At 68.7% G+C, this 25,289-nt stretch carries 25 protein-coding genes; 18 read left to right on the forward strand and 7 right to left on the reverse strand.

What is annotated here, in order from left to right; genetic code table 11:
* Window positions 1-3: 3 nt before the first annotated feature.
* The gene (locus tag AAFP30_RS13305) at window positions 4-960 is read left to right on the forward strand and encodes a DUF4333 domain-containing protein (protein ID WP_419230393.1); all 957 of its coding nucleotides are present in this window, start codon (window positions 4-6) and stop codon (window positions 958-960) included.
* Between the two features lie 34 nt (window positions 961-994).
* Here AAFP30_RS13305 and AAFP30_RS13310 read toward each other — a convergent pair whose 3' ends face one another.
* Entirely contained in the window at window positions 995-1,948 is a 954-nt protein-coding gene (locus AAFP30_RS13310; protein WP_419230726.1) for a 5'-3' exonuclease, read from the reverse strand.
* Window positions 1,949-2,013: 65 nt separating this feature from the next.
* Here AAFP30_RS13310 and AAFP30_RS13315 point away from each other — a divergent pair, with 65 nt between their 5' ends.
* Window positions 2,014-3,126: a M24 family metallopeptidase gene (locus AAFP30_RS13315; RefSeq protein WP_419230394.1), complete on the forward strand. Its 1,113-nt coding sequence runs from the start codon at window positions 2,014-2,016 to the stop codon at window positions 3,124-3,126.
* A gap of 22 nt (window positions 3,127-3,148) precedes the next feature.
* Here the strand turns inward: AAFP30_RS13315 and AAFP30_RS13320 are convergent, their stop codons facing one another.
* Window positions 3,149-3,550: a pyridoxamine 5'-phosphate oxidase family protein gene (locus AAFP30_RS13320; RefSeq protein ID WP_419230395.1), complete on the reverse strand. Its 402-nt coding sequence runs from the start codon at window positions 3,548-3,550 to the stop codon at window positions 3,149-3,151.
* Between the two features lie 38 nt (window positions 3,551-3,588).
* On the opposite strand from AAFP30_RS13320, the gene AAFP30_RS13325 reads away from it, so the two are divergent.
* From AAFP30_RS13325 to AAFP30_RS13340, 4 genes are read left to right on the forward strand one after another with little or no spacing between them, the layout of a single operon-like run.
* Entirely contained in the window at window positions 3,589-4,371 is a 783-nt protein-coding gene (locus AAFP30_RS13325) for an SDR family NAD(P)-dependent oxidoreductase (protein ID WP_419230396.1), read from the forward strand.
* Complete coding sequence (cbiE, locus tag AAFP30_RS13330; RefSeq protein WP_419230397.1) at window positions 4,368-5,561, forward strand: precorrin-6y C5,15-methyltransferase (decarboxylating) subunit CbiE; 1,194 nt, start codon at window positions 4,368-4,370, stop codon at window positions 5,559-5,561. Before AAFP30_RS13325 ends, cbiE begins: the two co-directional genes overlap by 4 nt.
* Window positions 5,558-6,346: a precorrin-4 C(11)-methyltransferase gene (gene cobM, locus AAFP30_RS13335; RefSeq protein ID WP_419230398.1), complete on the forward strand. Its 789-nt coding sequence runs from the start codon at window positions 5,558-5,560 to the stop codon at window positions 6,344-6,346. Before cbiE ends, cobM begins: the two co-directional genes overlap by 4 nt.
* Window positions 6,336-7,100, forward strand: a complete 765-nt coding sequence (locus AAFP30_RS13340) for a cobalt-precorrin-6A reductase (protein WP_419230399.1) — start codon at window positions 6,336-6,338, stop codon at window positions 7,098-7,100. Before cobM ends, AAFP30_RS13340 begins: the two co-directional genes overlap by 11 nt.
* Here AAFP30_RS13340 and AAFP30_RS13345 read toward each other — a convergent pair.
* Genes AAFP30_RS13345 through AAFP30_RS13355 form a run of 3 tightly spaced genes read right to left on the reverse strand, consistent with a single transcriptional unit; the run spans window position 7,073 to window position 10,377 of the window.
* Entirely contained in the window at window positions 7,073-8,566 is a 1,494-nt protein-coding gene (locus tag AAFP30_RS13345) for a precorrin-2 C(20)-methyltransferase (protein ID WP_419230400.1), read from the reverse strand. The genes AAFP30_RS13340 and AAFP30_RS13345 overlap by 28 nt on opposite strands.
* Before the next feature lie 17 nt (window positions 8,567-8,583).
* Complete coding sequence (locus AAFP30_RS13350; protein ID WP_419230401.1) at window positions 8,584-9,207, reverse strand: precorrin-8X methylmutase; 624 nt, start codon at window positions 9,205-9,207, stop codon at window positions 8,584-8,586.
* A 12-nt stretch (window positions 9,208-9,219) separates the two neighbouring features.
* Complete coding sequence (locus AAFP30_RS13355; RefSeq protein WP_419230402.1) at window positions 9,220-10,377, reverse strand: precorrin-3B synthase; 1,158 nt, start codon at window positions 10,375-10,377, stop codon at window positions 9,220-9,222.
* Window positions 10,378-10,535: 158 nt separating this feature from the next.
* Between AAFP30_RS13355 and cobN the strand changes: the two genes are divergently transcribed.
* The 5 genes from cobN to AAFP30_RS13380 all read left to right on the forward strand — a co-directional run bounded on the left by cobN (window position 10,536) and on the right by AAFP30_RS13380 (window position 18,946).
* A complete protein-coding gene (cobN, locus tag AAFP30_RS13360; protein WP_419230403.1) occupies window positions 10,536-14,174 on the forward strand; it encodes a cobaltochelatase subunit CobN in 3,639 nt (1,212 codons plus the stop codon).
* A 185-nt stretch (window positions 14,175-14,359) separates the two neighbouring features.
* Window positions 14,360-14,863 carry an FxsA family protein gene (locus tag AAFP30_RS13365; protein WP_419230404.1) on the forward strand — a complete coding sequence of 168 codons (504 nt, stop codon included), beginning with the start codon at window positions 14,360-14,362 and terminating at the stop codon, window positions 14,861-14,863.
* A 36-nt stretch (window positions 14,864-14,899) separates the two neighbouring features.
* Window positions 14,900-16,528: an amidohydrolase gene (locus AAFP30_RS13370; RefSeq protein ID WP_419230405.1), complete on the forward strand. Its 1,629-nt coding sequence runs from the start codon at window positions 14,900-14,902 to the stop codon at window positions 16,526-16,528.
* A gap of 68 nt (window positions 16,529-16,596) precedes the next feature.
* The gene (gene lnt / locus AAFP30_RS13375) at window positions 16,597-18,189 is read left to right on the forward strand and encodes an apolipoprotein N-acyltransferase (RefSeq protein ID WP_419230727.1); all 1,593 of its coding nucleotides are present in this window, start codon (window positions 16,597-16,599) and stop codon (window positions 18,187-18,189) included.
* Between the two features lie 10 nt (window positions 18,190-18,199).
* The gene (locus tag AAFP30_RS13380) at window positions 18,200-18,946 is read left to right on the forward strand and encodes a polyprenol monophosphomannose synthase (protein ID WP_419230728.1); all 747 of its coding nucleotides are present in this window, start codon (window positions 18,200-18,202) and stop codon (window positions 18,944-18,946) included.
* 170 nt (window positions 18,947-19,116) lie between these two features.
* Here the strand turns inward: AAFP30_RS13380 and AAFP30_RS13385 are convergent, their stop codons facing one another.
* Window positions 19,117-19,461 carry an RNA polymerase-binding protein RbpA gene (locus AAFP30_RS13385; RefSeq protein WP_419230406.1) on the reverse strand — a complete coding sequence of 115 codons (345 nt, stop codon included), beginning with the start codon at window positions 19,459-19,461 and terminating at the stop codon, window positions 19,117-19,119.
* A gap of 171 nt (window positions 19,462-19,632) precedes the next feature.
* Between AAFP30_RS13385 and AAFP30_RS13390 the strand changes: the two genes are divergently transcribed.
* From AAFP30_RS13390 to AAFP30_RS13420, 7 genes are all read left to right on the forward strand, one after another.
* Window positions 19,633-19,914 carry a hypothetical protein gene (locus tag AAFP30_RS13390; RefSeq protein WP_419230729.1) on the forward strand — a complete coding sequence of 94 codons (282 nt, stop codon included), beginning with the start codon at window positions 19,633-19,635 and terminating at the stop codon, window positions 19,912-19,914.
* Entirely contained in the window at window positions 19,911-21,023 is a 1,113-nt protein-coding gene (locus tag AAFP30_RS13395) for a DUF475 domain-containing protein (RefSeq protein WP_419230407.1), read from the forward strand. The genes AAFP30_RS13390 and AAFP30_RS13395 overlap by 4 nt, the downstream gene beginning before the upstream one ends.
* Window positions 21,020-21,823: an adenylate/guanylate cyclase domain-containing protein gene (locus AAFP30_RS13400; protein WP_419230408.1), complete on the forward strand. Its 804-nt coding sequence runs from the start codon at window positions 21,020-21,022 to the stop codon at window positions 21,821-21,823. The genes AAFP30_RS13395 and AAFP30_RS13400 overlap by 4 nt, the downstream gene beginning before the upstream one ends.
* Window positions 21,824-22,065: 242 nt before the next feature.
* Window positions 22,066-22,287: a DUF3263 domain-containing protein gene (locus AAFP30_RS13405; RefSeq protein ID WP_419230409.1), complete on the forward strand. Its 222-nt coding sequence runs from the start codon at window positions 22,066-22,068 to the stop codon at window positions 22,285-22,287.
* 107 nt (window positions 22,288-22,394) lie between these two features.
* A complete protein-coding gene (locus AAFP30_RS13410) occupies window positions 22,395-23,357 on the forward strand; it encodes an oxygenase MpaB family protein (RefSeq protein WP_419230410.1) in 963 nt (320 codons plus the stop codon).
* Window positions 23,358-23,498: 141 nt separating this feature from the next.
* Window positions 23,499-23,762 carry a hypothetical protein gene (locus tag AAFP30_RS13415; protein WP_419230411.1) on the forward strand — a complete coding sequence of 88 codons (264 nt, stop codon included), beginning with the start codon at window positions 23,499-23,501 and terminating at the stop codon, window positions 23,760-23,762.
* On the forward strand, window positions 23,759-24,442 hold the full coding sequence (locus AAFP30_RS13420; protein ID WP_419230412.1) for a VOC family protein: 684 nt from the start codon (window positions 23,759-23,761) through the stop codon (window positions 24,440-24,442). Before AAFP30_RS13415 ends, AAFP30_RS13420 begins: the two co-directional genes overlap by 4 nt.
* On the opposite strand, the gene AAFP30_RS13425 is transcribed toward AAFP30_RS13420, so the two are convergent.
* On the reverse strand, window positions 24,430-25,230 hold the full coding sequence (locus AAFP30_RS13425) for a glycoside hydrolase family 16 protein (RefSeq protein WP_419230413.1): 801 nt from the start codon (window positions 25,228-25,230) through the stop codon (window positions 24,430-24,432). The genes AAFP30_RS13420 and AAFP30_RS13425 overlap by 13 nt on opposite strands.
* Window positions 25,231-25,289 lie beyond the last annotated feature (59 nt).

The raw sequence follows: 25,289 nt of genomic DNA on the forward strand, positions 1-25,289 counted from the left end.
CCAATGAGCGAACCGAATGATCCGACGCAGCCGGCGGGCGTGCCACCGCAGGGCGGATCGTCGGCCCCCGACGAGACCACCCGTATCGTGCGGCACAACGAGGGCGCCGACGACGCGACCCAGGTCGTCCACACCGATCCGAACCCTGCCGCCGGTCCCCACCCCGCAGGAGCGCCGCCCACCGTGGCGTCCCCGCAGTATCAGCAACCGCAGTATCCGGCGCCGGACCCGCAGCAGCCGTCGTACCCGGGAGCGCAATACCCGCCGCCGCAGGGTGGATTCGGCAGCCAGGGCCAACCACCGCAGGGCCAACCACCGCAGGGATACGGTCGGCCCGAGCACGGCCGGCAACCTTACGGTCAGCCCGGTTTCGGCCAGCAGCCTTACGGTGCGCCGCAAGGCTCTTACGGTGCGCCACAAGGCTACGGCACGCCGCCGTCGGGGCAGGGGTACCAGCAGCCCGGCTACGACCAGCCTGCGCAGGGCTACCCGCAGCAGGGATACGGCCAACAACCGCAGGGCCACGGCCAGCAGCCCGCCGGCGCCGCGGGCACCCAGCAGTTCGGTGCCCAAGCGCCGTACGGTCAGTACGGCAGCGACGACCAGTTCTCGACCATGACACCCAAAAGCGGCAAGGGATCACGCCGCACCCTGCTCTACATCGGCGGCATCGTAGCGGCGCTGATCGCCGCCATCGTCCTCATCACCGCCTTCGTCGTGCCCGGCTGGGCGCCCAAGACCCTCGACCAGGACGCACTGCAGGACGGCGTCAAGAAGGTCCTCACCGAGGACTACCAGGCCACCGACGTATCCGAGGTCAGCTGCCCGTCCGGGCAGAAAGTCGAGACCGGCGCGACATTCACCTGCACCGCAACGATTTCCGGGCAGGCGCAGACGGTCAAGGTAACCATCCTCGACGACGACGGCAAGTACGAGGTCTCCCGCCCGACCGCGGCCTGACCCCGAGGCCGGTCGAACCCGGAACCGGAAGCGACTAGCCCGTCGGCCAGCCCAGCGCCTTCGCCAGCCGAGCCACCGACCCACCGATGCCGAGTTCGTCGACGAGATCGGCGAGGCCGGCCGGATCGGCGGGCGCGGCCGGCAGCCGATCGTCATCGGTGCTGTCGATGGTCTCGGCGTCGGTACGCACCAGCACCACCGTGCGCGCCGCCACCAGATAATCCGTCTCCGCCCGCAACGCATTGCGGCTGCGGGTGGGGACCGACGACTCGCCCCCGGCGGCCGCTGCCTCCAACGCGTCCAGGCTGCCGAACTCGCTGATCAGTTTCGCCGCCGTCTTCTCGCCGATCCCCGGCACCCCGGGCAGCCCGTCGGACGGATCGCCACGCAGCATCGACATCTCCGCGTAGGCCATCCCCGCCCGATCGACCGGCACACCGTACTTGTCGGCCACCTCATCCGGCCCCATCATCTCCGCCTTCGCCAGACCGCGGCCGACGTAGAGCACCCGCACCGGGACCGGGTCGTCGGTCACCACCTGCAGCAGGTCGCGGTCACCGCTCACCACGATCACCGGATCGGTGGCCTCGGCGAACGCGAGGGTGCCGATCACGTCGTCGGCCTCGCAGCCCAGCGCACCGGAGGTCGCGATGCCGGCGCAGCGCAGGACGTCGAGGATCATGTCGACCTGCGGGGTGAGGGTGTCGGGCACCTCCTCCACGTCGACCGCTTCTGTATTGCCGGTGTGCGGGACCTCTTCGGCGACCCGATGCGCCTTGTACGAGGGAATCAGGTCGGTTCGGAATGCCGGCCGCCAATCCAGGTCCAGACACACCACCAGCCGGGTGGGTTGCTCGCGGGTGACCAGATTCGCGATGGTGTCGACGAACCCCCGCACCGCGTTCACCGGACGACCGTCCGGGGAGGTCATCTTCTCCGGGAGGGCGTAGAAGGAGCGGAACCACAGACTCGCTCCGTCGAGGAGCATCAGGGAAGGCGCCATGGGACAACTCTGTCATCCTCGGGTCGACTCGCGCGCGTAGGCTGCGACACATGGCCTACCGGTTCCCCTCCGACGTCTACCGCACCCGCATCGACCGCGCCGCCGCGCTGACCGCCGACGCCGGACTCGACGCCCTGATCGTCTCCACCGGACCAGATCTCCGCTACCTCACCGGCAGCCGCGCCAACACCTTCGAGCGGCTGACCGCGCTGGTCATCCCCGCCGCCGCCTCGCCCCGACTGGTCGTCGCGAGACTCGAACTCGCCTCCGTCCGCGACTCGGCGATCGACGACCTGGGCATCGAGGTGGCGGCCTGGGTCGACGGCGAGGACCCCTACGGACTCGCGCTCGCCGACCTCGCCTCGGGAGCCAAGGTCGCCGTCTGCGACACCATGCCCGCCCTGCACGTCGTCCCGATCGCCGACCACACGAAAGCCACCCCGGCATTGGCCACCGACGTGTTGCGTGAACTGCGAATGATCAAGGACGACAGCGAGATCGCCGCGTTGCGCGAAGCCGGCGCGGCCATCGATCGGGTCCACGCCCGAATGGGGGAGTTCTTGGCGCCCGGCCGCACCGAACGGGAGGTCGCCGACGACATCCGCGCCGCAATCGTCGAGGAGGGCCACACCGGGGCCGAGTTCATCATCGTCGGTTCCGGACCGCACGGCGCCGACCCGCACCATGAGTTCTCCGACCGGACGATCGAGCGTGACGACGTCGTCGTCATCGACATCGGCGGCCCCGTCGAACCCGGCTACAACTCCGACTCCACCCGCACCTACTGCTTCACCACACCGCCCGCGAAGGTCGCCGACGCATACGCCGCGCTGCAAGCCGCCCAGCAGGCCGCTGTCAGTGCCGTCAAGCCCGGCCTGACCGCCGAACAGGTCGACGCCGTGGCCCGAGACCTGTTGCGCGAGCACGATCTCGCCGACCGGTTCATCCACCGCACCGGCCACGGCATCGGGCTGTCGGTACATGAGGAGCCCTACATCGTCGCCGGCAACTCCATCGAACTGCGGCCCGGGATGGCGTTCTCCATCGAACCCGGCGTCTACTTCGACGGCGACTGGGGCGCCCGCATCGAGGACATCGTCGTCGTCACCGACGACGGCTGCGAGTCGGTGAACAACCAACCGCACGATCTCGTGGTGCTCTGAGCCAAATCAGTCGAGCCCCGGTTCAGTCGAGCAGCGTTCGTGAGCCCAGCACCCGGGTCACCTCGATCTCGATGACCACCCGCTTCGGATTCGGTCGAGGCTCCCGGTAGCGGCGTGCGTAGCGGCGTTCGGCGTCGGCGACCTGCTCCGGCTCGCGACGCACCACCGCCCGGCCCTCCAGCGTGATCCAGCGCGGACCGTCCACATGGGTGACGGCGGCATAACCACCGCGTTCGACGTTGCGCACCTTCTGGTTCCCGTCGGAGGTGATCACCCGCGCCCGGTGCGCCTCGGGGTCCCAGGTGAAACCGACGGCCACCACATGCGGGGTGCCGTCGGCGCGCAACGTGGCCAGCGTCGCGAGATGGCGATCGGTGAGGAATTCGGCTGCGGCGGCGCCCAAGTCGCCGGGGGTGCGGGTCATGCATCCCACGGTAGTGGTCTCCTGCGATACTGCTACCCATGGCAGGCAACGCCGCGGTACCGCAACCGTCGACCGGCACGATCGTGGTGTTCGGCGGACGCAGCGAGATCGGTGTCGCGCTGGCCACCCGACTCGCCGAGAATCGCACCGTGATCCTGGCCGCCCGCCGCCCCGACGACCTCGCCGCACAGACCGCCGAGATTCGCGGCGCCGGCGCCACCGACGTCCACACCGTCGCGTTCGACGCCGACGACACCGACAGCCATCCCGCGCTGATCGACGGCCTCGTCGCCGCGCACGGCCCGATCGACGTGGCGATCGTCGCCTTCGGCATCCTCGGCGACGCCGCCCGCGCCGAAACCGACGTCGCCCACGCATTGGCGATCGCCCACACCGACTACTACGCCCAGATCAGCATCATCACCCTGCTCGCCACCGCGCTGCGGACGCAGCGGTCGGGCACCATCATCGTGTTCTCCTCGGTCGCCGGCGTGCGGGTGCGCCGCGCCAACTACGTCTACGGGTCCACCAAGGCCGGCCTCGACGGCTTCGCCAGCGGCCTCTCGGATGCGTTGCACGGCAGCGGAGTACGGCTGCTGCTGGCCCGTCCCGGATTCGTCATCGGCGCCATGACCCGTGACCTCATGGCCGCCGGCACCAAGCCGGCCCCCTTCTCCGTCGACGCCGATCGGGTCGCCGACGACGTCGCCCGCGCCTATCGCCGCGGCAAGGGTGAGGTGTGGATCCCGGGAATCCTGCGGCCCATGTTCTTCGGGATGCGACTGCTTCCGCGGGCGATCTGGCGGCGGTTACCGCGATGATCGGACGCTTCGTCGTGGTCGGGATCGGCGCCGACGGCTGGGACGGCTTGTCCGGCCGCGCCCGCGACGAACTGTCGGGCGCCCGTGTCATCTACGGATCGCAACGTCAACTCGATTTGCTGCCATCGGGATTCGCTGAACGTCGACCCTGGACCTCGCCGATGTCGGCGCACCTGGCCGAGGTGTTGGCCACCGATCATCGCGGGGACGTGCACCTACTGGCCAGTGGCGATCCGATGTTCCACGGTGTCGGTGCCAGCGTGGTCCGGGCCGTCGGAGCACAACGTGTGCACATCATTCCGACCGTCTCGAGTGTCAGCCTGGCCTGCGCTCGGCTCGGCTGGGATCTCACCGAGGTCACGGTGGTCACCACAGTGACCCGCGATGTCGACAGCGTTCTTGACGCCGCGACCGACGGACGTGACCTACTCATCCTCAGCTGCGACCGCACCACTCCGGCCGCGGTGGCGAAACTGCTGAACGACACCGGTTTCGGCTGGTCGTCGATGGTCGTCGCCGAACAGCTCGGCGGTCCGGCCGAGCGCCTCGTACGTGGTCTCGCTCGCACCTGGGACGAACCCGCCGGCGACGATCTGAACGTCATCGCGGTTTCCTGCGTCGGACCGCGCCGCAGCATCGCGCCCGGCCGCCCCGACGACGACTACGACCACGACGGACAGATCACCAAGGCGCCGATCCGCGCGCTGACCGTCGCCGCCCTCGCGCCCGGACATCGACAACTCCTGTGGGACATCGGTTCCGGGTCCGGAAGCGTCGCCATCGAATGGTTGCGGGCAACCCCCACCGGCTATGCGGTGGCCTTCGAACGCGACACCACCCGCGCCGACCGCCTGACCGCGAACGCGCGGCGGCACGGAGTGGGCCGGCGCCTCACCGTCCGCGGTGCCGCTCCCGAGGCGTGCACCGACGCGCCGGTCCCGGACAGCGTGTTCATCGGCGGTGGTCTCACCGAGACGATGCTGGCGACGGTATGGCATGGGTTGCCCGCCGACGCGCGGCTCGTGGTCAATGCGGTCACCGTCGAGAACCAATCACTACTCGCGGAATGGTATGCGCGGCAGGGGGGTTCGCTCCAGCGACACAGCGTCGAAACGGCCGCGCCCCTCGGGTCGATGACCACGTGGCGGCCCGCGCTACCGATCGTCCAGTGGGCGGTGACGAAAGCATGACCGTCTACGTCATCGGCGCCGGTCCCGGCGCCGCCGACCTGATCACCCTGCGTGGCGCGGCCATCCTCGAACGCTGCCGCACCTGCCTCTACGCCGGGTCACTGGTACCCGCCGAACTACTCGACCGTTGCCCCGAGGACGCCGTCCTCATCGACACCGCACGCATGCCGCTCGACGAGATCATCGAACACATCGTGGTGGCGCACGACGCGGGACACGATGTGGCGCGGCTGCATTCGGGGGATCCGTCGCTGTATTCGGCGATGACCGAACAGCGCCGTGAGCTCGCCGCGCGTGGCATCGGCGTCGAAGTGGTCCCCGGGGTGCCCGCATTCGCCGCTGCTGCAGCGTCATTGGGCACCGAACTGACCGTGCCCGGGGTCGGCCAGAGCCTGCTGATCACCCGGGTGTCCACGCTGTCCACCGACATGCCCGATGGCGAGCACCTCGAGGAACTGGCCGCGACCGGTGTGACGATCGCGCTGCACCTGGCCGCCCATCGGGCCGCCGCCATCGTCGCCGCCCTCACCCCGCACTACGGAACCGACTGTCCCACCGCCACGGTCGCATTCGCCAGTCGGGACAACGAGCAGATCGTGCGCTGCCCGCTCGGGAGGCTGCCGGACGAGTTGACGCGCCACGGCATCACCAAGACCGCCGTCATCTTCGTCGGCCGCGTCCTCGATACAGCGGAGCATCCAACCGTCACCGACAGCTATCTCTACTCCCACGCGCGAATGACCAAGCTGCGCAGCGACTCTGAGCGCCACACTGATGGGCGCTGACCGACCCGTCCTGCTCCTCGGCGGCACCGGGGAGGCCCGGGATCTCGCGGCCCGGTTGGTCGCAGCCGACATCCCCGTCGTCAGCTCACTCGCCGGCCGGGTCGCGCAACCCCGACTGCCGGTGGGCGAGGTGCGGATCGGCGGATTCGGCGGAGTCGACGGCCTGCAGACCTGGTTGCGTGAGCACGATGCCACGGCGATCGTCGACGCCACCCACCCGTTCGCCGCGACCATCACCGAGCACGCCGCGGTCGCCGCCCACGCCACCGACATCCCACTGCTGCGACTCGCCCGCCCACCGTGGATCGCCGGCCCCGACGACCAGTGGCTCACCGTGCCCGACATGGCAGCGGCGGCACGCGAAGTCGGCAGGCGAGGAGGTCGGGTGTTCCTCACCACCGGTCGGCAGGACGTCGGCGTGTTCGCCGGCATCGACTCCGCGTGGTTCCTCATCCGGGTCGTCGACCCGCCAACCGCCGATCTCCCAACGCACCACCAACTCTTACGCTCCCGCGGCCCCTATGACCTGGACAGTGAACGAACACTGCTGTCCGACAACCAGATCGACGTACTGGTCAGCAAGAACAGCGGGGGCGAACTGACCCGCGCCAAACTGGTGGCCGCCGCCGAACTCGGGGTCGACGTGATCATGGTGCAACGACCCGCCGAACCCGGAGTCGGCACCACGGTGCACACCGTCGACGACGCCGAGGACTGGGTGCTGTCTCAGCCCACGTGCCGTCGCGGCGTGTAAACCAGATCACCGCCGGGCCGCGACACCGCGACCGTCGCCGACGACCCGATGATCAGCAGCGTTCGCATGTCCACCGACGCCGGATCCAGCGCGCCCACCGTCGTCGTCGTGAGCTGCTGCTCCGGCCCGCCCACGTCCCGCCCGGCGATCAGCACCCGATCCGGTGAGACCAGTCCCAGCAAAAGCTCTTTCAGTGCCGCCACCTGCCAGCCGCGGCTCGCGGATCCCGGGTTGTAGATGGCCACGACGAGATCGGCGGCCACCGCCTGCCGGATCCGGTCGGCAATGACCTCCCACGGCTTGAGTCGATCCGACAGTGAGATGACCGCATAGTCATGCCCGAGCGGCGCACCCACCGCAGCCGCAACGGCATTGGCCGCGGTGACACCCGGGCACACCCGGACCGCGACCTCCTGCCAGCGCGGTTCGGCCGCCACCTCGGCGACCGCGGTCGCCATCGCGAACACCCCCGGATCTCCCGACGACACGACCGCCACCCGGGCTCCACGCGACGCGAGATCCAGTGCGAACTCCGCCCGTTCGGATTCGACGCGATTGTCGCTGGCATGCACCCGCTGTCCGGGCCGCGGCGTCACGCGCGCCAGGTACGTCTTGTAGCCCACCAGATCGGTGGCGCGGGCGAGTTCGGCGGAGACCTGCGGGGTGGTCGTATCGTCCGCGCCGGGTCCGAGTCCGATAACCACCACTTCACCTGCCGGCGTGCGGGTCTCGTCGACGAACCGTGGATTGTTCCGCCGGCCGGGCACCACGATCATCGAAAAGTACGGCACCTCTTCCGGATTCACCTCGCCAACCGGGAGCACCCGCTGCACCGAGGTCGACGCGCGTTCCACGTAGAAGGCTTCGTCGGCGCGACCGGCCGCGACCAGCGCGTCACGCACCCGGGTGAAGGTGCGGCCCAACTTCATCACGGCGATGGCGTCGGCGGTACGGAACCGGGTGAGAAGCTCGGTGGCCGGCAGCGTACCGGGCACCACCGTCAGTGTCTCGTCGCCCTCCACCAACGGAATCCCCACCGCCGCCGACGACGCGTTCACCGACGTGACACCGGGAATGATCTCCGCGTCGAACTCGTCGGCGAGCCGCTTGTGCATGTGCATGTAGGAACTGAAGAACAGTGGATCGCCCTCGGCCAGCAGCGCGATATCACGGCCCGCCCGCAGATGCACCGCCAGGCGTTCTGCGCTCTCGGCGTAGAAATCGTCGAGCGCACCCTGGTAGCCGCCGGGATGATCGGTCGTCTCGGTGGTCACCGGGTACATCAGGCGTTCTTCGATCTGTCCGTCGGCGAGATAGGGCTGCGCCACCGACCGCGCAATGCTGTTGCCATGGCGCGCACAGTGATACGCGATCACCCCGGACGACGAGATCACCCGCGCGGCCTTCACCGTCACCAGTTCACTGTCGCCGGGTCCCAGACCCACACCCCACAGTTTGCCCGCCATCAGAACTCCTACCGTCGTCACTCGGCCGCGCTGGCCAGCGCGTTGATCGCTGCCGCGGTGATCGCCGAGCCCCCGCGCCGACCGCGCACGGTGATGAACTCCAGATCCGCCCGTTCCGCCAGCGCCGCACAGGATTCCGCAGCGCCGACAAAACCGACCGGCGCGCCCACGATGGCCGCCGGTCGCGGCGCGCCGTCGTCGATCATGTCCAACAATGCGAATAGTGCGGTCGGCGCATTGCCGATCGCCACCACCGCGCCGTTCAGCCGTGGTCGCCAGAACTCCAGCGCAGCAGCGGTTCTCGTCGTTCCCATCTGCTCGGCGAGTTCGGGCAGCGTCGGCTCGGAGAGGTAGCAGCGCACCTCATTGTCGGCGGGCAGGCGTTTGCGCGTGATGCCGGAGGCGACCATCGACGCGTCGCACAGGATCGGCGCTCCGGCCTCCAACGCCGTGCGCGCCGCGGCCACCACCCCGTCGGTGGCGACGACATCGCGGGTGAGGTCGGTCTGCCCGCAGGCGTGGATCATCCGCACCACCACGCCCGCCACGTCGGGAGCAAACGCCGACAGGTCGGACTCGGCACGGATCGTCGCGAAGGACTCGCGGTAGATGGCGGCGCCGTCGCGCAGGTATTCGGTCATGGTCGGGCCAGCCTATCGACGCTGCGTTCGGTATCCGCCCTGGGGATCGGCCTCCACCCGCACATGCGGCTCGCTCGGCGCGCCGCAGCCGCGGTCGCATCCCACCCAATGCTCGCGCGTATCGATCTCGACGCCGCCGTCCACATACTCGAGGAGATCTTCGCGCACCGGCGCATGCGACTTTGCGCAGCCCGGAGCGCCGACACAACAGCTGACGCGCGCCCAGGGGGAGTTCGCGTCGAAGATCAACCCCATCGGTGCGAGCACCCGCACCACCGTCTCCGCAACACCCTCATCGAGGTCGCAGAGGATGATCTCGCGGTCGGGCGTGACGATGATCGGCGCACCGACCGCAGCGACGAACTCGCCGAGCCGCGCCGGCAACCGCCCGAGCTCGACGACCGCACCGAGCAGCACCTGACCGTCGTCCTGGTCGAACCACCCGACGATGGGGTCGCCGGGATCGGGGATGGCGCCGCCGATCACCGGGCCCAGCGTCGCTCGTATCCGGAGCTCGAGGTCGCCGCGCTGCTCATCGGAGAGATCCGCGATCCGCCACGCGCCCGGCGCGATCTCCAGCACCGCGTGGGCGACCTCCAGCAGAGCGGAGACGATCGCGTCGAGGCCTGTCGCCGACCCCAGCGGAGCGCCCCCGACGACGATGTCCGCGCGCAGGGTGTCTCCCTCCCCGTCGTGCAGGAGCGCGCACACATCCGGTCCGCGGCGCAGCACGTCGCCGCGACCGTCGTCGATCCCGAACAGGAATCGCCCCGAGAGCTCGGCGGCCGCGTCGTCGACCCGGAGCCGCTCGTCGAGCCGATCAGCGAGCGGCCAGCCGTCGGCCACCCCGCCGATCCGTCCGGTCAGCGCGCTGACCTCGATGTTGCGGACCATGTCGTGGCTCGAACTCGGCGCGAGCCCGGCCGCCACCACCACCTCGGCGACCGCCTCCACATCGCCGATACCCCGCAGTTGGAGGTTGCCACGGGCGGTCAACTCCAGATAGCCGTCTCCGTGCTCGGCCGCCGCCTGCGCCAGTTTCTCCAGCTGATCCGGCCGGATACGGCCACCCGGTAGACGGATCCGCGCAACCGCGCCGTCGGCCGCGGCGTGTGTGCTGAATACCCCGGGGCACCGATCGGTTCCGGAGCGAGGGGAGGGCTGGCTCACTCTGTCAGCCTACGACGCTAGGCTTGACCCACCGAGAGCAGCAGAAGCCGGTGGAAATCCGGTGCGGTCGCGCCACTGTGAGAGTCAGACCTGCGCTCTGAGGTGATTTGGCCGTACCGACACGAATCCGGGCGCGAACCCCGGCGAGGAGACCGACGATGATCCTGCTGCTCTCGACCTCCGACACCGACCTGATCACCGCGGCGGCGTGCGACGCCCCCTACACCGGCGCCAACCCGTCCCGCATCCTCGTCGACGACCTTCCCGCGCTGGCCGAGGGGGCCGACCTGATCGTCGTGCGCATCCTCGGCGGCGTCCGGGCCTGGGAGGACGGCCTCGACGCCCTGCGCCGACTGGTCGCCGAGTCCGGGACCCCGCTGGTCGTCTGCTCGGGCGAACAGCAACCCGACCCGGACCTGATGGCCCGCTCCACCGTCCCGGCCGGTGTCGTCGCAGACGCACACAATTACCTCGCCGCCGGCGGCATCGACAACTTCGGCAACCTGCACAACTTCCTCTCCGATACCGTCCTCCTCACCGGCCTCGGCTTCGTGGGTCCCCAACAAACCCCCGCCTGGGGAATCCTCGACCGCACAGCGGCCACCCCGGCTGCCCAAGCCCCCACCATCGCCGTCCTCTACTACCGCGCCCAGCATCTCGCCGGCAACACCCGCTACATCGAGGCGCTCTGCGAAGCCATCGAAGCGCGCGGCGGCCGCGCGCTGCCCGTCTTCTGCGCATCGCTGCGCACCGCCCCCGACGACCTGATCGAATTGCTCGGCACCGCCGACGCCCTCGTCGTGACGGTGCTGGCCGCCGGCGGCTCCACCCCGGCCACCGCGTCGGCCGGCGGCGACGACGACGCCTGGAACATCGAACGCCTTGCCGCCCTGGACATCCCGATCCTCCAAGGGCTCTGCCTCACCAGTTCCCGCGCGGATTGGGCGGCCACCGACGACGGACTCTCGCCGCTCGATGTCGCGACCCAGGTCGCAGTGCCCGAGTTCGACGGCCGCATCATCACCGTCCCGTTCTCCTTCAAGGAGTTCGACGACAACGGATTGCCCTGGTACCAACCGGATCCCGAGCGTTGCGCCCGGGTCGCCGGGATCGCGGTCTCCCATGCGCGCCTGCGACACATCGCCCCCGCCGACCGTCGCATCGCGCTGATGCTCTCGGCCTATCCCACCAAGCACGCCCGCATCGGCAACGCGGTCGGCCTCGACACACCCCGCAGCCTGCTGCATCTGCTCGACGCCCTGCGTGCGGCCGGCTACGATATCGGCCCGGCCGAGGGCGACGACGCCATTCCCGGTCTCGCCGAACAGGATTCCGACGCGCTGATCCACGCGATCATCGAGACCGGCGGCCAGGACGCCGACTGGCTGACCGAAGAAACCCTGGCTGCCAACCCGATTCGCGTGTCGGCCGCCGACTACCGTCGCTGGTTCGCCACCCTGCCCGACGACCTGCGCACCTCGGTCGAACAGCACTGGGGGCCTGCGCCGGGTGAACTGTTCGTCGACCGCTCGGCCAATCCGGACGGCGACATCGTCGTTGCCGCCATGCAATTCGGCAACATCGCGCTGATGGTGCAACCGCCTCGCGGCTTCGGCGAGAACCCGGTCGCCATCTATCACGACCCCGACCTCCCGCCGTCGCACCACTACCTCGCGTCCTATCGCTGGCTCGCCGGACGTGGCGAGAAGTCCACGGACATCACCGGTTTCGGCGCCGACGCCATCGTGCACCTCGGGAAGCACGGCAACCTGGAATGGCTACCGGGCAAAACGTTGGGTATGTCCGCCGACTGCGGCACCGACGCCGCCCTCGGCGATGTCCCGCTCATCTACCCGTTCCTGGTCAACGACCCGGGGGAGGGCACCCAGGCCAAACGTCGTGCCCACGCGGTGCTCGTCGACCATCTCATCCCGCCGATGGCGCGCGCCGAATCCTACGGCGACATCGCCCGTCTCGAGCAACTCCTCGACGAACACGCCAACATCTCCACCCTGGACCCGGCGAAACTCCCGGCCATCCGCCAGCAGATCTGGACCTTGCTCACCGCCGCCAAGATGGATCACGACCTCGGCCTCGCCGAACGCCCCGACGAAGAGGTCTTCGACGACATGCTGCTGCACGTCGACGGCTGGCTCTGCGAGATCAAGGACGTCCAGATCCGCGACGGGCTGCACGTCCTCGGGCAGGCGCCCGCCGACGACGCCGAGGTCGACCTGGTCTTGGCGATGCTGCGCGCCAAGCAACTCTGGGGCGGCAGCCAGGCGCTACCCGGCCTGCGGGAGGCGCTCGGTCTGGTCGAAGACGGCACGGCTGCCCGCGATCTCGTCGACGACGTGGAAACCACGGCCCGCGGCCTGATCGCCGCGGCCACCAAGGGGGAGTGGACCAATCAGGCCATCGACGACGCCGCCGCCGGACATCCGGCCGCCGTCGGTGACGTCCTGCGGTTCGCCGCCCGCGAAGTGGTACCCCGCCTGCGGCAGACCAACCGCGAGATCACCCAGGTGTTGCGCGCCCTCGACGGCGGCTTCATCGAAGCCGGGCCCAGCGGTTCTCCGCTGCGCGGCCTCATCAACGTGCTGCCCACCGGCCGCAACTTCTACTCCGTCGACCCCAAGGCCGTGCCGTCGCGGCTCGCCTGGGAAACCGGTCGCGCCCTTGCCGATTCGCTCGTCGAGCGCTACCTCACGGATCACGGTGAGCACCCGGCCTCGGTCGGCCTCTCGGTGTGGGGGACCAGCGCCATGCGCACCTCCGGCGACGACATCGCCGAAGTCCTCGCCCTCCTCGGCGTCATGCCCGTCTGGGACGAGGCCTCCCGCCGCGTCTCCGACCTCGAACTCATCGACCTCGACGAACTCGGCCGCCCCCGCATCGACGTCACCGTCCGCATCTCCGGCTTCTTCCGCGACGCCTTCCCGCATGTGGTGACCATGCTCGACGACGCAGTCGCCCTCGCGGCGCACGCCGACGAACCCGACGAGCAGAACTTCGTCGCCGCCCACTACCGCGCCGCGGTCGCCGAACACGGCGACCAGCGCCGCGCCGCCACCCGCGTCTTCGGGTCCAAACCCGGCACCTACGGCGCGGGCCTGCTGCAGCTGATCGATTCCCGCGAGTGGCGCAGCGACGCCGACCTCGCGCAGGTCTACACCGAGTGGGGCGGCTACGCCTACGGCCGCGACCTCGCCGGGGTACCGGCCGTCGACGACATGCGCGCCGCCTACCGTCGCATCGCGGTCGCCGCGAAGAACACAGACACCCGCGAACACGACATCGCCGACTCCGACGACTACTTCCAGTACCACGGCGGCATGGTCGCCACCGTCCGCGCACTCACCGGCAAGGACCCCGACGCCTACATCGGCGACAGCACCCGCCCCGACGCCGTGCGCACCCGCACCCTGTCGGAGGAGACCAGCCGCGTCTTCCGAGCCCGCGTGGTCAACCCGCGCTGGATCTCCGCGATGCAGCGACACGGCTACAAGGGCGCCTTCGAGATGGCCGCCACCGTCGACTACCTCTTCGGCTACGACGCCACCACCAACGTCGTCGCCGACTGGATGTACGAAAAGCTCACCGAGGCCTACGTCCTCGACGAGGAGAACCAGCGCTTCATGCAGCAGTCCAATCCGTGGGCCCTGCACGGCATCGCCGAACGCCTCCTCGAAGCCGTCGAACGCGACCTCTGGGAGGCCCCACCCGCCGGTATGCTCGACGACCTCCGCCAGGTGTACCTCCAGACCGAGGGCGACATCGAAGCCCGCGGGGAGTAATCACGCACGCTGGTCGTGCCGCACCCGCAACGCTGGTTGAGTAGAGACCGAGGCGCTAGCCGAGGACTCGTCCGTCGAAACCGCAAGCCGAGCCAAACAAACTCCCCAAACCGGGAGAAAACCCTGGCGCTCGTGCGTTGTACGGGCAGAGACTGGTAACACCCGGTCAGAAAGGCGGAGTCGAGATGCGGCTGCTGTATGTGTTTGCCTACCTCGCCATCGAAATCGGCGCGTTCGTCGCCATGGCCCACTTCTTCGGGTTTGCCTGGGCGATCCTCATCACCCTGTTCGCTGTGGGACTCGGATTCGTCCTGCTGCAGGCGCAGGGCAAGAAGGTGTTCGCCGAACTGCAGCGCGCATCGCGCAACGAGGTCGACCCACGTGGCCCCCTCACCGACACCGCATTGCTCGCTGCGGCCACCCTGCTGCTGGTACTGCCCGGCATCGTGTCCACCGTGATCGGACTGGTGCTGCTGATCCCACCGGTGCGCAAACTCCTACGCCCGGCCGTGCAGGCTGCCGGTGCGAAGAGCTTCGCCGCCAGCATGAACCGCGCCGGCCTCTACGCCTCCCGCGGCATGTACATGCGCGGCACGGTCATCGACGGCACCGTCATCGAGCCCGATGGCACCATCGTCGACCCGACGGCGCCACCCACGACGAACCGGACGCTGCCCAGGGGGTACTGAGCACCAGACAGCACGGTCAAGGCACACTGGACGACCGTGACAACCGAACTGCTCTCCGGCGGCATCGTCTATTCTCCGGCCGCGCCGGACGCGACCGCGATGGCCATCACCGACGGCGTCGTCGTATGGGTGGGCAGCGACGACGTCGGACGTGCACTGCACCCGGATGCCCAGGTCACCGACCTGCAGGGGAGGTTTGTCGCACCCGGATTCGTCGACTCCCACGTCCACCTGACCTCGACCGGCCTCGCGCTCGACGGCCTCACCCTCAACGCCGCGACCGGTCGCTCCGACTGCCTGCGTCGCCTGGCGGCCCACGCCGCCGACACCGACCCCGGTGAACTCATCTGGGGCCTCGGCTGGGACGACTCCGCCTGGCAGCACCACGTCGACCCCGACGAACGCCGCTTCCCGACGACCAGCGAGATCGACGCCGTCGTCGGCACCCTGCCCGTCTATCTCGCGCGCATCGACGAGCATTCGGCGGTCGTGTCCACTGCGCTGCGCCGCCTCGTCCCGGACCTCGCCGACACCACCGGCTACGACGCCGAGGAACCGCTCGTCGCCGAAGCACACCATCTTGTCCGCGGCGCCGCCCGACAGCTGGTCACCGCCGCCCACCGCACCCGCGCGCAGCGCCGCGCCCTCGATCATGCCGCCGCCCACGGCGTCGTCGCCGTCCACGAGAACGGCGGCCCCGACATCAGCGGCCTCGACGACTTCCTCGCCCTCGCCGACCTCGACCACCCCGTCGAGATTCGCCGCTACTGGGGCCAAGCCGTCGAAAGCGCCGACCACGCCCGTGAACTGCTCGCCATCAGCCGCGCCGACGGGCTCGCCGGGGACCTGTTCATCGACGGTGCGATCGGCTCGCACACTGCATGGCTGACCGAGCCCTACGCCGACGAACCCGGCCACACCGGCATCAGCTACCTCGACACCGACACCATCGCCACCCACGTCCGTGCCTGCACCGAGCTGGGCATCCAGGCCGGCTTCCATGTCATCGGTGACGCCGCGACCGCCGCCGTCGTCTCGGTGTTCGACGAGATCGCCGCCGAGGTCGGCACCCCGGCACTGGCCAAGTGCACCCACCGCGTCGAGCACGCGGAGATGGTCACCCCGCAGCAGGCCGCGGTCCTCGCCCGGTGCGGCGTCGTGGCCAGCATGCAGCCCGGATTCGACGCCGCCTGGGGCGGACGCGGTGACCTCTACGAACAGCGACTCGGCGCCGAACGCGCCGCCGAACTCAACAACTTCGCCTCCCTCGCCCGCGAGGGCGTGGTGTTGTCGTTCTCCTCCGACGCCCCGGTCACCGACATCGATCCGTGGGCCGCGATCCGTGCCGCGGTTCACCACCACCAGCCCCGTAACGCCATCTCCGCACGCGGCGCGTTCTCTGCGGTCACCCGTGGCGGCTGGCGCGCCGGCGGCATCAACGACGGCCTGCACGGCAACCTCGTCCCGGGAGCCCCCGCGAGCTACGCGGTCTGGGACGTCGACGACCTCGTCGTCGCCGGATCGCATGAGAGCGTGCAGCGCTGGTCCACCGATCCACGATCGCGCGTGCCTGCTCTGCCCGACATCACCCCCGGAACCGACCTGCCGCGCTGTGTACGCACCGTGCATCGCGGCCGAGTGCTGTTCGACGGCGAGCGCGGGTGAGCCTCCTCACCGCCGAGCGCCGCGACTGGTTGCTGCGCACACTCATCGCCGCCGTCGCCGGCGTCGCGATGTGGGGTGCGTTTCCACCGCGCAACCTCTGGTTCCTCGCGGTGGTGTCGCTGGGTCTGCTCGCCGCCCTCCTCGGCGTCGGGCGCCCGCGCGCCCGCACCGGCGCCTGGCTCGGCTTCGTCTTCGGCCTCGGCTTCTTCGTGCCGCTGCTGCCGTGGATCGGCGTATACGTCGGGCCGCTGCCGTGGCTGGCGCTGGCCACCGCGCTCGCCGCCTACCTGGCGGTCTTCGGCGTGGTCGCCACCCTCACCATGCGACTACCGATCCCGCCGATCTGGTTCACCCTGTCGTGGGTGCTCGTCGAGTTCCTCCGATCATCCTTCCCGTTCGGCGGATTTCCCTGGGGGAGAGCAGCATTCAGTCAGGTCGACGGGCCGTTGCTGCCACTGGCCGCGGTACTCGGCGCCCCTGGACTCTCCGCCGCCGTCGCGCTACTCGGCTCCTCGCTCACCTGGATCATCACGCTCCTCGTCGGTGCCATAAGGCGCGGTGACCATCACCGCCCGGGCTTCGTTCGGCTCGGCGTCGCCGCCGTCGTCCTCGCCCTCGTCGGCCCCATCGCGGCCATCGCGCTGACCCCGGGCACCGTCGACCGCAACGTTGCGTCGTCGACCACCCAGGTCGCCGCCATCCAGGGCAACGTCCCGCGCCTCGGCCTCGAGTTCAACGCCCAACGACGTGCCGTCCTCGACAACCACGTTCGCGCCACCCTGAAACTGGCCGACGGGGTACGCGCAGGCACCGCACCGCAGCCGGACTGGGTGGCGTGGCCGGAGAACGCCTCCGACATCTCACCCCTGACCAACATCGACGCCGCCGACGAGATCACTGCGGCGTCGGTCTCGGTCGGCGCACCCATCCTCGTCGGCACGTTGGTGATGAACGACGACGGCCGCCCCACCAACACCGTGCTCGTCTGGGACGGCGAACGCGGCCCTGTCGACCGCTACGACAAACACATCATCCAGCCGTTCGGCGAGTACCTGCCGTGGCGCAACTTCTTCCGGCATTTCTCCTCGTACGCCGATCTCGCCGGCAACTTCCGCCCGGGCACCGGCCGCAACATCCTCACCGTTCCCGGCCGGTCCGGCAACGTCGAGGTGGGCGTGTCGACCTGCTGGGAGGTCGCCTTCGACCGGTCGGCCCGCCAGGCCGTCGAACAAGGTGCGCAGATCCTCTACGTGCCGACCAACAACGCCACCTTTGGCCGCACCCAGATGACCTATCAGCAGTTGGCCATGTCACAGGTCCGGGCCGTCGAACACGGCCGCTCGGTGGTGGTCGCCGCGACCAGCGGGGTCAGCGCGTTGATCGACCCGGACGGAATGATCGTGGCGCAGAGCGGTTTCTTCACCCCGGCGGTCCTGTCCAGCCGCTTGCCGCTGCACGACGACACGACCCTGGCGACCCGCCTCGGTGGGTGGCCCGAGGCCATCGCCTGCCTCATCGCCGCCATCGGTCTTTTGTTCGCACTGGCTCGACATACTAGGTTCTCTCAGAGGCGCCGCACGCCGCTCGACAGCCACGAGCGTGCGAAGGCGCAGACACAGACCTCAGAGAATCAGACTAGGGAGCTCGGTGGCATTGGGTAGTTCGACATCGGTGGTCGGCCCGCAGGGCGAACGCGCGTTGGTGGTCATCCCGACCTTCAACGAGCGGGAGAACCTGCCGACGATCATCACGCGCCTGCACGCCGCACTCCCCGGCGTGCACGTCCTGGTCGTCGACGACTCGAGCCCCGACGGGACCGGTGACGTCGCCGATCAGATCGCCGCCGACGACACCGCCAACCGCATCCACGTGCGGCACCGCACCGAGAAGGACGGACTCGGCAAGGCCTACCTCGCCGGTTTCGCCTGGGGCCTCGAGCGCGAGTACACCGTCATCATCGAGATGGACGCCGACGGCAGCCACGCACCCGAGCAACTCGACCGGCTTCTCGATGCGATCAACGACGGCGCCGATCTGGTGATCGGGTCACGATATGTCCCCGGCGGAAAGCTGGTGAACTGGCCCAAACATCGCGAGTTCCTCTCCCGCGGCGCCAACACCTACGCGCGCCTCGCACTGGGTGCCAAGGTGCACGACATCACCGCAGGCTTCCGCGCCTACCGGCGTGCGGTGCTGGAGAAGATCGAGCTCGACTCGGTCGAGTCGGCCGGCTACTGCTTCCAGATCGACCTGGCCTGGCGTGCCGTGCGCGCCGGATTCGATGTCCGCGAGGTCCCCATCACGTTCACCGAACGCGAGATCGGCGAATCCAAGATGAGCGGCGGCGTGATGACCGAAGCGTTCCTGATGGTCGCGCGCTGGGGAGCGCAGAGCCGCTGGGACCGTATCCGCCGGTAGCGCTTTCCGATCCCTGAGGAGCCCGCCGAGGTACGAGGCGAGTGTTCTTGCGTTCCCTGAGGAGCCCGCCGAGGTACGAGGCGAGCGTCACGAAGGGCCCCGAGACACAACAACGGGCGGGTGAGATCTTGTCTCACCCGGCCGTCGTCGGTTCGGCTACCGACCCACGATCAGCTCGTGACGCCCCTGCGGCGCGGCTTGAGCAACTCGAGGCGCTCGTTGAGCAACACTTCGAGTTCCTCTTCGGACCGGCGCTCGAGCAGCATGTCCCAGTGGGTACGCGGGGGCTTGCCCTTCTTCTCCTCGGGCTCGGCGCCCTCGAGAATCGTGCCCTCCATGCCGTTCTTGCACGGCCACTTCGACGGGACCTCAGCGTCGTCGGCGAACGGGACATCAAAGATCTCGCCGTTGTCCGTGCGGTACTGGACGATCCGTCGTGGCGCGAGGTCGTGATCGCGATCGGTCTCGTAGCTCACCGCACCGAGGCGGCTACCCCGAAGTACTCGATCTGCCATGGACTGTTCCTCTCACGTTTTGACGCTCAACATATTCATTCTACGCGGTGAAACCGCTACGATGTGCCACCCGCCGAGGCGGGCCGACGTCGTGGGTGTCTGCCCGGTACGGTCTTAACCGTGACCGACCCCCGCCACCGCCCGTACGCCTGCGCGTGGTGCGGCCGCAGCATGGTCGATTCCGAGTCCGGCCGCCGCCGCAAGTACTGCAAGCAGTCGTGCCGGCAGCGCGCCTACGAACAAAGAGCGCTCACCGACGGCACTTCTATTCCCGCCGACGCCGTCATCTTGACCGCGGGGGAGGCCGACGCCTTCGCCGACCGTCTGTTCGCCCTGCGCTGCGCTGCCGAGGACCTGGTGACCGCCGTCAGCGAACGGGCCGACGCGTCGACCCTGGGCACCCTCGGCGACGAGTTGCTGAACCTCGCCCGCGAAGCCGAGCGGTTGCGGTGATCGTCCGGATCTTCGGGCTGTCGGCGGTCGTCACCGTCGCGGCCCTCGTCGCGGCGTTTGTGTATCAGGGGTGGACCGGGCTTGCGCTGTGCGCGATCCTCGGCATCCTCGAGGTGTCGCTCTCCTTCGACAACGCGGTCATCAACGCGACCGTGCTGGAACGGATGAGCCTGTTCTGGCAACGGATGTTCCTCACCGTCGGTGTCCTGATCGCGGTGTTCGGCATGCGGCTGCTGTTCCCGCTCGCGATCGTCTGGATCACCTCCGGACTGAGCCCGGGCGAGGCCTTCGACCTCGCCATGAATCCACCGCCCGACGGGGCCGAGCACTTCCCGGACGGCAGCCCCAGCTACGAGACGATCTTGCTCGAGGCGCATCCGCAGATCGCCGCGTTCGGCGGCATGTTCCTGTTGCTGTTGTTCCTCAACTTCGTGTTCAGTAATCGCGACCTCACCTGGCTGTCGTGGATCGAGCGGCCGCTGGGGCGACTGGGTCGACTCGATCAATTGTCGGTGGCCGTTGCGATCATCGTGTTGCTCGCCGACGCGGTGTTCCTCGCACCCGACGATATCCGCGGCACCGTGCTGATCGCGGGACTGCTCGGCATCGTCACCTACCTCATCGTCGACGGCCTCAGCGCACTGTTCCAGCTGCCCGACGACGACGACGCCGACGACGCGCGGAGCAGTGGCCCGAACGCAGTGACGGTGGCCGTCGGCAAGGCCGGCTTCTTCTTGTTCCTCTACCTGGAGATCCTCGACGCGTCGTTCTCGTTCGACGGTGTCATCGGTGCGTTCGCCATCACCCCCGATCCGATCCTCATCGCACTCGGACTCGGCTTCATCGGGGCAATGTTCGTCCGGTCGATCACCATCTACCTCGTTCGGCAGGGGACGCTCGGCCAGTACCGGTACCTTGAGCACGGCGCCCACTGGGCCATCGGGGCGCTGGCCCTGATCCTGCTCATCAGCGTGGAGGTCCACATCAACGAGGTCGTCACCGGTCTGGTCGGCGTCGCCTTCATCGGCGCGTCCCTGGCCAGCAGCATCCGGGCCAATCGCCGCGACGCACACAAGTCCGGCGACCACCACCTGTCGGCCACGTCATGACCAACCACGACGACGAGCCCGACACCCCTGCACCGGGAGCGGGGCGCCGCGCCGCCGACATGATTGCGCGCAGCGATGCCAGCCCGGCTGCGGTCAAGGCCGCGCGCGCCGCCCGCAACCTGATCCCGGACGCCCCCTCGCCCGTCGGTGGCCGCCGCTCCGATCGAGTCGCCGAGCTCATCAACGCGTCGAAACCCGATCAGCCGAGCGTCGTCCGCGAACTCGGACTCGGCGCGGTCGCCGTGTGGCAGGCGCTGATCTCCCGGCGCCCGAAGCGCTCGGATCAGGCGGTACCCGCCACAATCCTGTTCACCGATCTCGTCGGCTTCTCCACCTGGGCACTCGCCGCCGGCGACGACCAGGTCCTGAAACTACTGGCCGAGGTGAATGCCGCCACCGAAACGGTCGTCACCGCGCGTGGGGGCAGCATCGTCAAACATCTCGGCGACGGGACGATGGCCGTCTTCCTCGACGGCACGGAAGCCATCGAGGCCGCCCACGAGGCGATCTGCGCGGTCAGCGCGCTGACCGTCGACGGCTACCGGCCACAGTTGCGGGCCGGCCTGCACACCGGGACGCCGCGGGCGGTCGGCGATGACTTCCTCGGCGTCGACGTCAACATCGCCGCGCGGGTCGCCGACGCCGCCGGGGCAGGCGAATTGCTGGTCAGCGATGAGACGCTGGCGGGCGCCGACGCCGCTCGCTATCACCGGCGACGACGGCGGTTCAAGGCCAAAGGCGTCCCGCGGGAGCTCGAGGTGTTCGCGGTCGTCCCGCGCTACGATGCCGGAACTGTCTGAAGCCGACGTCGATGGTTCAGACGATGTCAGCTGCCGATCATCGGGCCGTCACACCGCGTTGACCTCGACCGTCGAGACTGATGCCGAACCGTTTGCGTGACGCGTCGGAAATCTGCTGTCCTCGGTCGGATCGCGGGTGTACAAAGGACGACATCGGCCCCCGGCGACCGACGCCGGAGAACGACCGGCGATCACCGCTATGGGCACGCATCGGAAGTCAACGGCGACCCCCGGGGTGAGAAATGGATAACAAGCAGCAGCAGATGCTGGATTTCGAGACGAACTGGTACTCCCTCGGGGGCGGCTCCTCGAAGGCCATCGTCGAACAGTTCGGTCTCAATGACCGCGACTTCTTCAGTCAGGTCAACCGCATCGTCGAGGACGAGCCGCCGGCCACCCTCACCAAGTCGGAACTCACCCGTATGCAGAGCGTCATTCGACGACGCCTGTGGATGGCCCGCTGAGCGGTGCTGTTCGCCGGCGCGTAACGCGCAAATCGACGAAATACTCGACGGGGACACTCGCGCACGCTAATCTGACTACAACAGTGATCAGATAGGTGGTGCGCGCAATGACGGTGACCCAGCAGATGCCCGACGAATCGGTGCTCTCCCACGCCGACGACGAGATCGAACTCATCCCGCCGGACTCGATCACCGCCGAACTCGTCGGCCGCTACACATTCCTGCCGGTCAACGGCGCAGCCTTCGTCATGCAGGTCATGCACCCGGTCATCGGCGATATCGTCGGGGAGTACTCGGTGTTCCGCAGCGATCCGCTCGGCCGTGCCACTCGGTCCATCGACTCGGTGTTGCGCTGGGTCTACGGTGGCCAAGAGGCCATCGAGGAGGGCAAGCGGCTGCGGCGGATGCACCAGCCGCTACAGATGCGCAACGCCGCGGGCAAGCACATCAGCGCACTGAATCCCGAAGCGTACCAATGGGTTATCGGCACCGCATTCCCGACGTCGGTCAGTGCCGCCCCGCTGATCATCGGCCGCGAGTTCACTGCCGACGAGCGGGCCGAGGTATTTCGCGACAATCGCCGCATCGCCAGGATCGTCCAGGTGCCGATGAACGGCTTCCCGGAAACCATCGACGAGTTCGAGCACTACTTCGACACCATGCTCGCCGACCGACTCGTCGCGCACCCCGTCGCACTCGAGCTGATCGAGCAGATGCAGTCTGCACCGCGCCTGGACAAATCCGTGCCGCCCGCGTTCCGGCGGATGGCCAACACCGTGGCGCGGTACGCGTCGGTGCCGGTGCAGAAACTGAACTACCTCACCACCGTCGGCGTCATGGACCCGCGTGTCCGCGAGATCCTCGGCCTCACCTGGACGACGGGGGAGCAGCGCGAACTCGAACGCATCCACAAGGGGATCCGCGCCGCCTACCGTGTGCTGCCCGAACGCCTCACCTACTTCCCGCTGGCCTACCACGCCCGCCGGGTGCACGCCGAGATCGAGACGATGAAACGTCGCCAGACCACCGGTGCCGCCTACAAAGTCCCGGCCGACCCCACTGCTGGTTGAGCGGGACGTTTCCCACCGCTGGTTGAGCGGGACGTGCGAGCGAAGCGAGCCCGACCCTGGTCGAAACCACGACCGCCGGCCAAGCGCCAGGCGCAACCACCACCACACCGCGGAACCCGCGCCGCACCTAAACTGACCCACGTGCCCTTCTCCGACGATGACCTCGACGCGTTCTACCGCGACGTCGAAGCCGCAACGGCCGCCAAGCCGGTGCGCCGGGCAAAATCCAAGCCGAAGACGACGGCGCGCGGTTGTCCCACCCCCGAGAAGGACGCGTTTGCCGCGGAGATGCTCGCGCGCGACGGCATCGATCGCATCCGCGCCCGCACCGTCGGCGGCGTCCGGTTGTGGACCTACCGATGTGTCTGCGGCTCTTGGCATATCACCAGTAAGCCGCCGCGATGAGCGGGCGCCTGAATCCGCGCGGGGTCCTCATCGACCTGGTGACGCCGGACCCTGATCGCACCGATTCGGCCTATCGCCGACTCCTCGGTCTCGACGACGATTCCCCGCTCGCCGTCACCAACGGATACCTCCGACCGGGCGCGGGCACGCGATCCCACACCGTCCTCTTCGGCGTCGACGACCTGTCATCGGCCGAGCGCCTACTCACCCGGCGCGGTCTCTCGCCCGACGAACCATTCGGTGTCACCGACGCGCCCCCATCGAGTGGGCAAGCAACCGGCCCCGAGGTCCCCGCCCCCGAGATCACCGCCCTCGATCATTTGGTCATCAGCGCACCCTCCCGCGACCACGCGCTGGCCCTCTTCGGCGCGACCCTGGACCTCGACTTCCGACTCGACCAGGAAATCGGCGGCGGTGTCCGTCAATTGTTCTTCCGGTCCGCCGACGTGGTGGTCGAGGTGATCACCGGCGGCGAGCCGTCCACCGCCGACGCCGACACCTGCACCCTCTGGGGCCTGGCCTGGCGCTCGACCGACATCGATGCCACACATCGTCGTCTCGAGGGTGCCGGCGTCGACGTCAGTGAACTCCGCATCGGACGCAAGCGTGGAACCCGGATCTTCACCGTCCGGGACGCCGACCTGGCGACCCGGACGGCGGTCATCAGTCAGGCCGAGTAGACCCGAATCCAGTCCAGCGTCATGTACGACGGGTTGGGCGTGGTGAGATCCGGTGCGCCCGGCCAGTTTCCGCCGACCGCGAGACTCAGCAGCAGATAGGTCGGCTGGTTGAACACCCACCGCTGTCCCGCCGAGAGCTGTGACGACGTGTACGTACCCACCACCCGATTGTCGAGCGAAATCGTGATCCGATTGCGCGCCTTGGTGACCGAATAGGTGTGGAAGTCCGACGAGAGGTCACTGATCGCGCCGCTGTTCCCGAGTTGCCAGTGGCCCCCCGAGGTCGTCGGCCCGTGAATGGTGTTGGTGTACCGGGTGGTGATCGACGGCGTCTCGATGACGTCGATCTCCCCACAGGCCGGCCACCCGTTGCGGTAGATGTCGGTGCCCATCAGCCAGAAGGCGGGCAGCAGCCCCTGTCCTGCAGGCAATTTGATACGCGCCGACACGGTTCCGTAGGTGAAGGAGATCTTGCCCAGGGTGTTCAGTCGCGCCGAGGTGATGCTGGTACCCGAGGAGCGGGCGGCGATGACGAGACGGCCGTTTCCATCCAGATAGGAGTTCGACCGGGAGTTGGTGTAGGTCTGCCATTCGTTGTTGCCCCACCCGCCGCCACCCGTCTCGTAATTCCACCAACTCGAGGACGGGGCCGACCCGGCAGCCCCGGTGAACTCGTCCGAGGCGATGAGGGTGGCGCCCGACGCCGGGGCGACGGATGTGATGGCAGTCGGTATCGCGAGTGCGACGACGGTCGCGGCGATGGCGAAGCCTCTTCGGATGCTGAACAACGGAACCTCCTCAAACAACAAGCTCTAGTTGATAACTCACAAGATCATATTGTTCGATG

The sequence above is a fragment of the Gordonia sp. CPCC 205515 genome, assembly GCF_048537925.1.
Taxonomy (GTDB): Bacteria; Actinomycetota; Actinomycetes; order Mycobacteriales; family Mycobacteriaceae; genus Gordonia.